Origin of the sequence: Mesorhizobium sp. B3-1-8 (assembly GCF_006439495.1) — a bacterium.
Lineage (GTDB): Bacteria > Pseudomonadota > Alphaproteobacteria > Rhizobiales > Rhizobiaceae > Mesorhizobium.
In genome coordinates this window covers 31,746-44,873 of the sequence record NZ_VFTK01000045.1, presented here as the reverse complement: position 1 = coordinate 44,873, position 13,128 = coordinate 31,746, and the positions used below count along the sequence as shown (strand labels likewise).

The 13,128-nt window shown below is 58.9% G+C and carries 12 protein-coding genes; 4 read left to right on the top strand and 8 right to left on the bottom strand.

Annotated elements, in window-relative coordinates:
• Positions 1-129: 129 nt before the first annotated feature.
• Positions 130-603, bottom strand: a complete 474-nt coding sequence (locus FJ424_RS29615; RefSeq protein ID WP_140659238.1) for a RidA family protein — start codon at positions 601-603, stop codon at positions 130-132.
• On the bottom strand, positions 600-1,382 hold the full coding sequence (locus tag FJ424_RS29610) for an aldolase/citrate lyase family protein (RefSeq protein WP_246677376.1): 783 nt from the start codon (positions 1,380-1,382) through the stop codon (positions 600-602). Before FJ424_RS29610 ends, FJ424_RS29615 begins: the two co-directional genes overlap by 4 nt.
• Before the next feature lie 349 nt (positions 1,383-1,731).
• Here FJ424_RS29610 and FJ424_RS29605 point away from each other — a divergent pair, with 349 nt between their 5' ends.
• Both FJ424_RS29605 and FJ424_RS29600 read left to right on the top strand, forming a co-directional pair.
• Entirely contained in the window at positions 1,732-3,000 is a 1,269-nt protein-coding gene (locus FJ424_RS29605; RefSeq protein WP_246677375.1) for an amino acid deaminase, read from the top strand.
• A gap of 50 nt (positions 3,001-3,050) precedes the next feature.
• Positions 3,051-3,878, top strand: a complete 828-nt coding sequence (locus FJ424_RS29600) for an SDR family oxidoreductase (RefSeq protein ID WP_140659235.1) — start codon at positions 3,051-3,053, stop codon at positions 3,876-3,878.
• Positions 3,879-3,922: 44 nt separating this feature from the next.
• Here FJ424_RS29600 and FJ424_RS29595 read toward each other — a convergent pair whose 3' ends face one another.
• The 6 genes from FJ424_RS29595 to FJ424_RS29570 form a co-directional block, all read right to left on the bottom strand.
• On the bottom strand, positions 3,923-4,666 hold the full coding sequence (locus FJ424_RS29595; protein ID WP_140659234.1) for a GntR family transcriptional regulator: 744 nt from the start codon (positions 4,664-4,666) through the stop codon (positions 3,923-3,925).
• Positions 4,667-4,750: 84 nt separating this feature from the next.
• Positions 4,751-5,809 carry an oligopeptide/dipeptide ABC transporter ATP-binding protein gene (locus FJ424_RS29590; RefSeq protein WP_140659233.1) on the bottom strand — a complete coding sequence of 353 codons (1,059 nt, stop codon included), beginning with the start codon at positions 5,807-5,809 and terminating at the stop codon, positions 4,751-4,753.
• Positions 5,806-6,807, bottom strand: coding sequence for an ABC transporter ATP-binding protein (locus FJ424_RS29585; protein ID WP_140659232.1), 1,002 nt, complete (start codon positions 6,805-6,807; stop codon positions 5,806-5,808). The genes FJ424_RS29590 and FJ424_RS29585 overlap by 4 nt, the downstream gene beginning before the upstream one ends.
• Positions 6,804-7,652 carry an ABC transporter permease gene (locus FJ424_RS29580; protein WP_140659231.1) on the bottom strand — a complete coding sequence of 283 codons (849 nt, stop codon included), beginning with the start codon at positions 7,650-7,652 and terminating at the stop codon, positions 6,804-6,806. Before FJ424_RS29580 ends, FJ424_RS29585 begins: the two co-directional genes overlap by 4 nt.
• Positions 7,653-7,660: 8 nt before the next feature.
• Entirely contained in the window at positions 7,661-8,680 is a 1,020-nt protein-coding gene (locus tag FJ424_RS29575) for an ABC transporter permease (RefSeq protein ID WP_140659230.1), read from the bottom strand.
• Positions 8,681-8,719: 39 nt separating this feature from the next.
• Positions 8,720-10,339, bottom strand: coding sequence for an ABC transporter substrate-binding protein (locus tag FJ424_RS29570; RefSeq protein ID WP_140659229.1), 1,620 nt, complete (start codon positions 10,337-10,339; stop codon positions 8,720-8,722).
• 364 nt (positions 10,340-10,703) lie between these two features.
• Here FJ424_RS29570 and FJ424_RS29565 point away from each other — a divergent pair, with 364 nt between their 5' ends.
• Positions 10,704-11,588: an SMP-30/gluconolactonase/LRE family protein gene (locus FJ424_RS29565; RefSeq protein WP_246677377.1), complete on the top strand. Its 885-nt coding sequence runs from the start codon at positions 10,704-10,706 to the stop codon at positions 11,586-11,588.
• A 63-nt stretch (positions 11,589-11,651) separates the two neighbouring features.
• Positions 11,652-13,088, top strand: a complete 1,437-nt coding sequence (locus tag FJ424_RS29560; RefSeq protein WP_140659227.1) for an FAD-binding oxidoreductase — start codon at positions 11,652-11,654, stop codon at positions 13,086-13,088.
• Positions 13,089-13,128: the final 40 nt, after the last annotated feature.

Below are 13,128 nucleotides of genomic sequence, written 5' to 3'. Positions count from 1 at the left end.
CCACTGGTCGTCCCGAAGCGCGTCGCAGTTCATCACTGATCCCCAAAAATCAGTGTTGAATCTGATTTGCCGGCCTGCGGGAATCCCAATTCCTTAAATCGTCACTACGGCCTAGCCACCAGATGATTTTCAATCGATCGCAAGAGCAACAATCATCTCGATTTCCACGGTGATCTGGTTGGGCAGCGAACCTGCTCCAATGGCCGATCGAGCGTGCATGCCTTGTTCCCCAAACACGGAAATAAGCAGATCCGAGCAACCATTTATGACAGCAGGATGGTCAGTAAAATCTGCAGCCGCGTTGACAAATCCGAGGACTTTGACGATCTCCGCGATACGGTCAATTGAGCCTGCCGCTGCCTCTGCAACGGCCAGCAGATTGAGCGTGGTCAGCTGCGCATGCTCGTATGCCTCGCTTACGCTGACGTCGAGCCCGACCTTTCCGGTATGTCTCACACCCCCGTGGCTCACGGGGCCTTGTCCCGAGAGGAAAAGCAGGTCTCCATGTCGCTTGTACGGCAGGAAGTTGGCGACCGGCTTTCTTGGCGGCGGCAGCGTCAAACCGAGCTTTCTCAACCTTTCCGATGGCGCCTCGAAGGTCATCTGGCTGCCTCGCCGGCAGCGGTCTGAATTTGCCGGACCGTTTCCTGGGCGATCTTGCCAAGGAGGGTGGCGTCGCTGGTTATGGTGATGATGCGGAATCCAAGCCCTATCATACGCGCGGCATAGGCAGGGGCGGCATTGTGGAGACCGGTGATCAGACTACGCCTACCGGTCTCTTGTATGACCCGCGCGTAGATATCCAGGATCTCCGGCTCCTCCCGATCCAGTGTCGGGGACATTCCGAAGGACAGGCCCATGTCGCTCGGGCCGACATAGACACCGCTGATCCCGGGCACATCCAGAATTTCTTCGAGATTGTCGACCGCTTGCCGCGTCTCGATCATGGGCAGAACAAGCAGTTCGTCATTGGCGAACCCTTGATAGAGATTGCCTGGTTCGCCATAGCCGCCAGCACGGACTGGACCGTTCGAACGATTTCCTTTTGAAGGATAAAGGCAGGCCGCGACAAGGGCCCTGGCTTCCTCGGCGGTGTTGACCATCGGGCAGATGACACCCCACGCCCCGGCATCGAGAACCTTACCGATGATGCCTGGCTCGTTCCAAGGCACGCGAACCATGGGCGTCACCGGATATGCTACCATGGCCTGAAAACATTGAACCATGCTGAGATAGTCCTGGACACCGTGCTGCAAGTCGACGGTCACACTGTGCCAGCCTGCTCGAGCCATGACTTCTGCGGAAAAACCGGAAGGGATCGCAAGCCAGCCGTTCAGGCAGGCCCTTCCGGCCGCGAGCCGGGCTTTGAGAGCGTTCTTCAAGAAGGTCTCCTTCATGGTTCAATGAGCGTTTCGGCCGCGATCGTCCGGATCATGCGTGCTAATTTTGGCTATGGGCATTCGCCGTCTTCGTTGTCCATGCGCCTTCGCACAATAGCTGACGTCTGACATTTTTGAAATATCAAAAATGCCAATATGACACGCACCTTGCGGCCAGGCCAAGGGCACCGATTTGTTCTCACACACTCATATTGCTGAGATACCGTCGCCGGCGAAAACAATTTTGACCAAGAGGTAGCTTGCGCAACCGTGATGCGAAATGTAACAATCATATATCAAAAATAGGTCTTCTTATACGATGCCATCGCTACTTAATTCCTTGGACCTGCCCTTGACCGCTCTGGACAAAGGCGTACCGCCGATGGGCGGATCCATATCGATCAACGACGTTGCGGCACAACGCTGGAATCTCTTGCGGGAAGATCTGCCGCTCCCAGTTGCGGTCCTTAAGGATCGGGCGGTGCGCGACAACAGCGCATGGATGAAATCATTCCTGGCCGATGCCGGCGCCATCCTGTCACCACACGGCAAGACCACGATGTGCCCTGCCCTATTCGACCTGCAGATTGCCGACGGAGCCTGGGCGATTACAGTCTCAACGCTGCATCAAATCCAGGTCGCCCGCAGGTTCGGCTTCAAGCGGATCTTCCTGGCCAACCAGCTTATAGGACGGCAGTCGATCGATTATGTGATCGGCGAACTGGCAGCCGATTCGAGCTTTGAATTCCTATTTCTCGCAGACTCGCAGGAGAACATTCGTGCGATCGCCGACGCCGTTCGAAAGGCGGGCCACAACCGCCCACTGCAAGTGCTGGTCGAGCTCGGGTATCCTGGCGGCCGCACTGGCTGCCGCAGCCTCGAAGAAGCCTTGGAGCTTGCTCGCTCTATCGCGCGCACCAAGGGCGTGGTTGTTCTTCGCGGCATTGAAGGTTTCGAAGGCCTTCTCAAGGGCGCCGACAACATGGAGACGCTGACGCTTGTCGAAGACTTTGTCGGGCAAATGGCTTCGCTTGCCCGCCTTTGCGATGCCGAAAATCTCTTTGCCGCCGATCCTATAATCCTGAGCGCTGGAGGCTCCTCCTTCTACGATGTGGTGGTCAAAGGACTGGGCGGCGCGGCGTTGTCACGGCCCAGCATGGTTCTGGTGCGGTCCGGCTGCTACATAACGCACGATTCTCTCCTCTACGCGAAGGCCGTCGATGCGCTCAGGGAACGCAATCCCGAGCTTGCCAGCTCTCACGGTGGGCTCACGCCGGCTCTCGAAGTCTGGGCCTATGTGCAATCCCGGCCGGAGGACGAAAAGCTAATTGCTGGGCTCGGCAAGCGCGACGTTTCTTATGACGACCAGCCGGTGGCCCTCACATGGTTTCGGCCTGGGGGCGGCATGGAAAGTCCGCAGAAGCTGTCGTCGGACCATACCGTCACTCGGCTGAACGACCAGCACTGTCACATGACCATCCCGGTGGGCTCGCCGCTCCAAGTCGGCGACATGATCGGCTTCGGCATCTCGCACCCGTGCCTGACCTTCGACAAATGGCGCGTCATGCATGTCGTCGACGAGAACTATCAGGTGGTCAGCTCGGTCCGCACTTATTTCTAGCAAGTCTATCTTCCAGGCCGTAAGCGCCTGACCACAGAGACAGAGGCAAAATGAAAACGTCCAAACCAAAGGTCTTTCTCATCACCGGCGCGGCAAGCGGGATCGGCGCGGCTCTCGCCAGACTGGCCGCCGAAGCCGGCAACACTGTGGTGCTGGCCGACATCAACCTGCCCGGCGCGACGACGGTTGCGGCGAGAATCGGCCCTGCCGCCTCGGCTGTCAGACTGGACATCTGCTCTTCAGAGCAGTGGGAACAGGTGCTCAAGCACATCTGGGAAAGATTTGGACGCCTCGACGTTCTGGTCAACAACGCGGCGATCGTCCACACGGGTTACGCGCGCGACCTGACGATGGAAAAGCACGAGGACACGATGCGGACGAATTTCTTCGGTCCCGTCAGAGGAATGATGGCCGCATTGCCTAAATTCAAAGCGCAGGGATACGGCCATCTTGTCACCGTCTGCAGCATGACAGCGTTCCTGCCGTTTCCCGGCATTGCCAGCTATGCGGCGGCAAAACATGCCCTTCGTGCCTATCATCTTTCCCTCGCGTTGGAGGAACGCGGCAGCCCGGTAAAATTCACGATCGTTCATCCGACCTCGACCGAGACACCGATGCTCGACAAGGAAGCCGAGGACGACTCGATGGCGGTGTCCTTTGCCGGCACGCCAGTAACCGCGGATTTCGTCGCCGGTATCGTCCTCGAAGCCATTCGGAAGAATACTATCGAGGCCTTTGCGCCGCTCGAGCGCGGCAAGGTCGTCAAGAAGCTCGGCGCCAGTCCGCGCAGCCTTTGGAAGATGATGGACCGGAATGCGGCAATAGGTGCCGAGAAACTCAAAGCGCGCCGTGCGGCCAGGGCAGTGTCGTCAAAATAGGGCCGACACCGACCACGCAAGTGCGGCTACCAAGAGCGAGGCAATCAAGGCTCGGCCTTCTTGCGTCGAGACTTTTTCACTTGCCATGCATTCGCCTCGTTCTTGATCTTCTCGAGGATCACATAGGACCCTTCGCGCAAATCTCGGACGACCAGTTCTCCGGTTTCGCCGGGTGCCCTGCGTGTGAGAGCGTCGATAATCAGCAGATGCGGATGGACGCTATGGGCCGCGCTGCGGACGAGAGGATATTGATTGTTCACGAATGGACCGGCCAAGAGCCACAGATTCTCGATGCAGCGAACCAGAACGTAATTGCCGGACGCCCGGTAGATAGTGAAATGAAATTCCTGGTTGGCTGCCAGAGCCTCCTTCCAGCGTTCCTGATTTTCGGATTGAACGAACCTATCGTGCAGTGCCTTCAGGGTTTCTATGTCATCCTCGTTTATGTGGACGGCGCCCAGCTCCGCAGCGAGACGCTCGAGAGGCGCCCTGGTCTCTCTGATATTGATGTACTGGGGGATGGTCAGGACAGGCACCCGCGGCTGGTGGCCGAGCCGCAATTCCAGCGCGCCCTCGCGAACGAGCTGAACGATCGCTTCCCGCACCGGGGTGGGAGACATATCGTAGGTGGCAGCAAGCCGGCGAATATTCAGCCGGCTGCCAGGTTCGTATTGTCCGGTCATCAAATCGATGCGCAACCGCGCGTAGATGCGCTCCGACAAACTGTCGCGGTTTGTATCTGGTCCCTCAGGCTCCAGATCGATTTCTTCCGTCGCCGGGGAACTCATGACTGCTCATCAGATAGGGCCAAACCGCGAAATGCTTTTCTCCCATAGCATAAGTCCGGAGGCGTTCCATCGCTGCGCTGAAGCTCAGAACAAACCTTGTCTGCAGTCGGGCTCCGGAAAATGGCAAGCGAAAGTAGCCTTCCCGATCGTGCGCAGCATGGGCTCTTCGTTTGCGCATAGATCCTGTGCTTTCCAGCATCGGGTCCGAAACCTGCAGCCGCTCGGCGGAGCAGCAGGGCTCGGCAAGTCACCCTTCAAGACGATCCGCTTTCGCTGGCGCTCGCTCCTGGGGTCGGCGGTTGGCACGGCGGAAAGCAAGGCGACGGTATAGGGATGCCTAGGGCTGCTGAATATCTGGTCCCTTGGCGCGAGTTCGACGATCTTTCCAAGGTACATGACCGCGACCCGGTTGGAGATGTGACGAACTGTCGAAAGGTTATGCGCGACAAAGAGATAGGAGAGGCCGAGGCGCGCCTGCAAATCCGCCAGCAAATTCAGGATGCCGGCCTGAATGCTGACGTCGAGCGCGGACACGGGCTCGTCCAGGATCACGACTTTCGGATTGACCGCAAGCGCGCGTGCAATGCCCACGCGCTGCCTTTGGCCTCCCGAAAGCTCATGGGGGAAGCGTTGTAGATGCTCTTTGTTCAGCTTGACCAGGTCGACAAGCTCATGAAGGCGATCGAGCCTTTCCCTTTTTGACATGTTCAGAAGATTCAAAGGCTCGGAAATTGTCTCGCCAATGCGCATTCGCGGGTGGAGCGATGCAAACGGATCTTGAAACACGACTTGGAGATGCCGGCGCTGCCGCCGCATCTCCTCCTCGCTGAGCTTTGAAAGATCGACACCATCCAGGAAGACTTCTCCAGAGGTCGGGAGGGTCAGCCTCAGGATACACCGCGCCAGGGTCGACTTGCCGCAACCGGATTCGCCAACAAGACCCAGCGTCTCTCCTCTTGCCAGATCGAAGCTGACACCTGCGACAGCGCGGATGACCGGTGCGTTCTTCGATCCCGAAAACGCTCCGCCGGTGCCGAATTCCTTGGTGAGGCCTCGCACTGAGAGCAGCACTGGGGCGCCAGCGCGCAAAGGCATTTCGTCGCCAGCCTGCTCAAGCGCTGAACCGTGCAATACCGCCGTCATGCCGTCTTCCTTCGCTTGTCGTACTCCGGCAGCACCGTCGCCAGATGACAAGCGACGTCGGAGACGCCGGCCTTCATCAGCAACGGAGACTCGATGCGGCACCGATCGATCGCGAAATGGCAACGTGGGTTGAACGCGCAACCCGACGGCATGGTCTGTGCCGTTGGCGGCGCACCGCCAATGTCGATGAGACGGCCGATCTCGCCTTTCATTTCGGGAAGCGAGCCCAACAGCCCGCGGGTATAGGGATGGCCGGGGTGGTCGAACAGATCGTCGACTGCGGCACGCTCGACGATGGATCCCGCATACATGACGGAGACCCCTTCGGCCATGCCGGCGACAACGCCAAGATCGTGCGTGATCAGAACCAGCCCGGTGCCCTGCTGGCGGCAGAGCTGCTTCAGGAGTTCCAGGATCTGAGCCTGGACCGTGACGTCGAGCGCCGTGGTCGGTTCATCGGCGATGATCAAGTCCGGCTTGTTCGCGATCGCGATGGCAATCACCACGCGTTGACGCATGCCGCCGGAAAATTCGTGCGGATATTGCTGCATGCGCTTTTCGGGAAACGGAATCGCGACCTCGGAAAGCAATCCCAGCGCCTGAACATGTGCCTGTCTCGCCGAGATCGTCGGATTATGAATGCGTATCGCCTCCATGACCTGGTCTCCGATCGTCAACACCGGGTTCAATGCGGTGAGCGGATCCTGGAAGATCATCGACATCCTGGAGCCGCGAAGCTGCTCGAGTTTTTTCGCCGGACAGCCTATCAATTCGCTGCCGAGCAACTTTACCGAACCGCTGATCCGCGCAGAACGCGGCAGCAGTCCCATGACCGCACGCATGGTGATGCTTTTGCCGGACCCGGACTCGCCGACCAGGCTGATGATCTCCCCCTTGCGAATGGAGAACGACACGCCCCGCACGGCGTCGACGTATCCGAACGGCGTGTCGAAAGCAATTCTGAGATCCCGAACATCGAGAAGGGGTTCATCCTTCATGCATGCTTCCTCGGATCCAATATGTCGCGCACCCGGTCGCCGATGAAATTCAGCGCCAGCACGACGCTCAGAATGGCGGCACCAGGGGCTGCCGCGATCCACCAGTAGTAGAAGTTGACCGCGCCGTCCGAGACCATCGCCCCCCATTCAGGCGCCGGCGGTGCGGCTCCAAGTCCGATGAAGCTCAGGGAGGCCGCCAGCAACACGACCTGGCCGAAGTCCATCGTCGCGTTGATCAGAATGGGCGTCCAGCAAAGCGGTAAGATATAGCGGGTGAGCAGCCGACGAGGCCTCACACCCGATGAGATGGCGGCATCGACATGCTCCATCTGTTTCACGCTTATGACCTGCGCCTGCATCAGCCGCGTGTAGAGCGGCCACCAGACGGCGATCATTGCCAGCGTTGCGGTCCACAGCCCTGGTCCGAGCGAGGCAGCCACGGCCATGGCCAGAAGCATGGGCGGGAACGACAACGTCACGTCGACCAGGCGCATGATCACCGTGTTGGTCCAGCCGCCCAAGAAACCGGCGATGGCACCGAGCAGGCTGCCAAAAAATGCGCCGACCGAGACAACGAGCAAAGCGATGGGGATCGAATAGACGCTGCCAGCCATGGTGCGTGAAAAGACATCGCGGCCGAGCGCGTCGGTGCCGAAGAGGTGTGAGAAGGTCGGCGGCTGAAGGCGTCGGCCGACCATGTCGAGCGGCGCATAAGGCATCCAGTATCGCGACGTCAGCGCGGTCATGATCCAGAACAGGATGATCACAAGGCCGATATAACCCGGCACCACAGACCAAAGGTCGCGGCGGCGCCGCTGTGATGGGGCGAATACGACACTGGCCATCTCGCCACCTATTGGAGTTTGATTCTTGGATCGACCAGCACATAAGTGAGGTCGGTCAAGAGATTGGTCAGCAGGAAAGCCGCGCCGCCAAGCATTGTCACGCCCATGATCGCCGGATAATCCAGGGCTCGCGCTGAATCCACGGCGTACGAGCCGATGCCGGGCCACGAAAAAATGGTCTCGGTCAGGACGGCGCCGGTGATCAGGAATGCAAAGGAATAGCCGATAACGGTGATCGCGGGGATTAGCGCGTTGCGCAGCGCATGATGGAAGAGCACGCGCTTGCTGCTCGCCCCTTTTGCCCTGGCCATCATGATGTAGTCCTGGCCAAGGACGTCGAGCATGCTGGCTCTCACCAGCCGCGAGATGATGCCGGTGATCGACCAGCCCAGAACGGCGGCCGGAAGGATCAGATGCAAAACGGCTTCGAAGAAGCTGGACATGTTGCCGTGCAACAGCGCGTCGACGGTGTAGAATCCGGTGATCGGATCCAGAGGAGTGGACCGCGAATCGAGCCTGCCTGGTCCCGGCAGAATGCCAAGCTGCACGGAGAAGATCGACAGCACCGCAAGACCCGACCAGAAGACAGGAAGCGACGAGCCGAGCAGTGCGAACAGCCTGACCAGATGATCGACGATCGTGTCACGCATTCTGGCCGCCAGCACACCCAGCAGAATGCCGGACACCGAGCCGACAAGCAGAGCCGCGATGACGAGTTCAAGCGTGGCGGGCAGCCGCGCCAGGAGATCCTGTGAGACGGGGCGTTTGGTGCGAAAGGAGATGCCGAGATCGCCGGTGACGACGTTCTTCACGTAGAAGACGTATTGCTCGACCGGGCTCTTGTCGAGGCCCCACCTTGCCTTGGCGGCCGCCACCGCCTCGGGATTGCTGAGCTGACGCTCCGGCAGGATCGATGACAAGGGATCGGCTTGCGTGCCGTGCGACAGGATGAAGGCAACGGTCAAAACACCAAGCAGAAGCGGCGGCAGCCCAATCAAGCGACGAAAGACGTATCTGTAGGCTTGCATGGATTCGAACTCTCGATCAGGCCACTCCGCGGCTCGGCGCTATTTCTTGATGCTCAGGTCCTGCAACGGCAGCACCGACGTGACGCTGTACTTCATGCCCTGTACCTTGCTGCTGTAGGCAAGCACCGTGTCAGGCCCGACCAGGGGGACGATGACGCGATCCTTGATCATCTCCAGCGCGATCTCGTTGTAAAGCTTGTCGCGCACGTCCGTGGGCGATGCGACGGCTTTGTCCAACAACTCCTTCTCCTTCATGTTGAGGACGCCCTGCACACGCTCCGCTCCCGAACGCTTGAGCCAGCGCGTGCCCGGGATCATTCCGAATGTCTTCACATATTGGTCGGTGCCGTAGTAGTCGGGCGCGTAGAAGGACGCCGTCAGCGATGTCCCATCGCCTTTGACGGTGTCCAGCCAGACGGGGAAGGTAACCGGCTTCAGCTGAAGCCGGATGTTGACCTTGGCCAGATCCTGCTGGACGAGTTGCATCAAGGTCGACATGTCGACGCCATAGTAATTCTCGTTCGGGAACACCGACTCCATGTCGAACCCGTCTGCCAATCCCGCTTCCTTGAGAAGAGCCTTTGCCTTCTCAACGTCATGGACAGGCATTGGCAGACCGTCGGTGCCGGGGAAGCCGTTCGGGATTGCCACCGGGACCATCTTGCCGGCACCACCGATGGTGAAATCGATAATGCCCTGATAGTCGAGCGCATAGGCGATCGCCTGGCGGACCTTCGTATCCATTGGCACCTTGTTGGATTTCGCTCCCGGGCTGATGGCCATGTAGATAAAATTGTACGACGGAACGGTCTCAACGGTGACGCCAGGCGCATTGATCGTCTTTGCTGTGTCGGGCGCGATCTGCATGGCGATATCGACATCACCGCTTTGCAGGACCTGCGCCTGGGCGACCGAGTCTTTCGTCTGCTTGATGACAATTTCATCGATCGCAGCCGGCTTGTCCCAGTAGGCCGCGTTTCGCTTGAACCGCAGTTCATCGTTGGGGCTGTAGGATTCCAGAGCGTAGGGGCCGCTTCCGGCGGAATTGGCAAGAAACCAAGGCTCGGCCGAGTCGGAGGCTGCGTCGTCCTTGCCGGCCTTGGCTCCATGCTCGATGGCCAGATTGCTGTTCACGATGCCAGCGTAGGGCGCAATCACCTTTCCTAGAAATTCGGAGTCGGGCTGAGTGAGTTTGACGATCACTGTATGAGCATCCGGCGCCTCGATCGACTTCACCGTTTCGAACAGCCAGGCCATACCACCCTGCAAATTGGCCAGCCGATCCCACGACCACTTCACATCCTTGGCTTCGACCGGCGATCCATCGGCGAAAACAGCCTTCGGGTTGAGGTGGAAGGTGAACTCGGTATTGTCGCCGTTGACCTCCCACTTCTGCGCCAGGGCCGGATTGATGGTCTTGTTGTCGTCTCCGAGGCGCACCAGCGTTTCATAGACGGCATAGAGGAAGATATTGCAGGTGTCGCAGGAGGTTCGCGCGGGGTCGAGCGAATTGACCGCCAGGTTGCGCGCAATGATCAACGGCTTCTCCTGCGCCGAGACGGCACCAAGCGAAGAGGCCAGCATCACGGCCACCGTGGTTGAGAGAAACGCGGTCCGGATTGCACGCCCGGCTCTGGGCGTATCAGATGCTTTGATCATTGTTCATTCCCCTTGTTGTCCGTCTGATTCAGCTCAGAGCGCCTAATTTGATATATCATAAATGCCAATTGAAGTCGGCTGTCAATCTCTTTTTGACCGACAACGCAAAACTGGCTCGACGCTGCCGTGGCCAAAAAACGTGCGTTTCGAGCTCAATGCGGGGCGATTCTTGACAGCAATCCCTTATCTATCGCTATGCACGGCCCCTCGGTACGAACAACTTGCCCAAATTCCCGCCAAAAATCTCCTTCCAAGAAAATTTGACGGCACCAGAGAGGATCAGCAGTCGACAGGCGCCACAATTTTGCTATATCAAATCTCAAGACCGCATCGGACGCCGACTGTCTTGGAGTGCAAGGTGGAAATTGACGTGCCCATAACAACCAATTCGTTCGAGACCTGTATCGATTTCAGGCTCGAGATTGGCGAGAGTCCGGTGTGGGATCCGGTTCGGTCCATCCTCTGGTTCGTCGACATCCTGCACCCGGCGATCTACAGCCTTGACCCCATCTCCAGGACCATCGCGCGCTACAAGATGCCGTGCGTAGTCGGGAGCATCGGCATGGCGAATGGAGGCCTCCTCGTCGTCGCGTTGCGCAGCGGCATCCATCTTTTTGATCCGGCAACGCAGCGTCTGGATTTTCTGGTGCATCCTGAGCCGGACATGACCATGAATCGCCTCAACGACGGAAAGGTCGGACCGGATGGCTGTTTCTGGGTCGGCAGCATGCACGATGCGGTGCCAAGGGCGCCTTCGGGCGCCCTTCATCGCATCACGCCTGATGGACGAAGCAGGAAGGTCCTCGATGGACTTTACGTCTCGAACGGACTGGCCTGGAGCCCCGATGGACGGACCATGTATCACGCGGACTCCCGTGGCCCGTTCATCCAGGCGTTCGATTTTGATGTTGCGACCGGGAACATTTCAAACGGTCGCATCATTACCCTTCTCGACGAGACGAAGGGCCTGCCGGACGGCGCGGCAGTCGATCAGGAAGGCACATACTGGAGCGCCGGGGTCTCCGCGGGACGGCTCAATAGAATAGCGCCAGATGGTTTCATGCTCGACCCGGTGAAGGTGCCGCTCGATGCACCCACCATGCCCTGCTTTGGGGGGAGCGATCTGCGAACCCTTTTTGTCACGTCTCTCTCTACGATCGCGTCAAACAGAACCAGCAGCGGCTCGTTGATAAGCTTCAAGGTAGCCGTGCCTGGAACACCTGTCGGGCAGTTCGGCCCCCCCGGCTGAGGCGCATCGACTTTCAGCGGCGCACAGACGCCCTCCAATCCCAGCGGAAACGACGGAACGAGAATGTCAGTCATTGAAATCGAGCGCCATGTTGCAGAACTGCGTCGCATCCTTGGCGATAACGGCGTGCTGACTGGCACAGATATGACACCCTATGAAGCCGGCGCCCGGTTCGACAAGGGAAAGTCAGCGTTTGTCTTGCGTCCAACAACGACGCAACAGGCTGCCGCCGCGATCTCCTATTGCGTGCGAGAGAAGGTCTATATCATACCGCAGGCGGGAAACACCGGAGTGGTCGCGGCATCAACACCCGATGCCAGCGGCCAACAGGCGGTTTTGAGCATCGACCGGATGAACCGGAAATTCGAACTTGATCTCGATAACCGATCCGTTCGTGCCGATGCAGGAATGCGGCTCTCCGAAGTCAATGCGAGATTGCAAGCACACGGGCTCTTTTTCCCCATTGATCTCGGTGCCGACCCGCGGCTGGGCGGCATGCTGGCAACCAACACCGGCGGCGCACGCTTCCTGAAATTTGGCGATGTCCGCAAGAATGCCCTTGGCATGACAGTCGTCCTGGCGGACGAACATGGCACTGTCCTCGACCTGAATTCCGACTTGCGCAAGAACAACACCGGCGTCGACTGGAAGCAATTGTTCATTGGCACGTCAGGGGCTTTCGGCCTGATCACGGAATGCGTACTCAATCTGGAGCGACTTCCCCGCCAGACAGCGGCGGCGCTGTTGGTGCCACGGAATCCGGCCAAAGTCATGCCGCTGCTCAATGCCATGGAAGCACGGCTTGGCGCTTACCTTACCGCCTTCGAAGGTATGTCCGGCAATTCGATCGCAGCGACCTTGGCCCATATCCCATCGCTGAGAAACCCGTTCCAGGGCGGCTTGATACCCAGATATGTGATTCTCGCTGAAGTTACGCGCAGCTGGGATCCGAGGCAGGGTGAGCAGCCTCTCTCCGAGACACTCGAAAGTGTGCTCGCTGAAATCTGGGACAGCGACGACAGCCTGCTCGAGGACGCGATCATTGGGCCACTGCATGAAATCTGGTCGCTGCGGCACGCGATTTCCGAAGGAGTCAAACATCTCGGCAAGCTTGTCGCCTTTGATCTTTCGTTCCGCCGTGGGCAACTGATGGCGTTCTGCGAACGAATGGCGATCGAGATCCCGCAAAAATTTCCCGACGTTTCCATCTGCGATTTCGGCCATATCGGCGACGGCGGCGTCCACTTCAATCTGGTCGCATTGAAGGATGGTGCAAGTGCCGCCGACAGTACCTTCGAAGGACGCGTCCGCGACTGGGTGGTCGATATCGTCGTCAACGACTTCGGCGGCAGCTTCAGCGCGGAGCACGCCATCGGCCGCAAGAACCAAGCCTACTACGATGCCTATACACCGCAGAAACTCAAGGATCTCGCTTCCATTCTCAAGGCCGCCACATCGCCGGCGGGGATCGGCGTAGCGCGCTATGACGGAGCCGCTTAGATAGGGATACGGGACCGGGATTTCGAGGTCCAAAACCTTC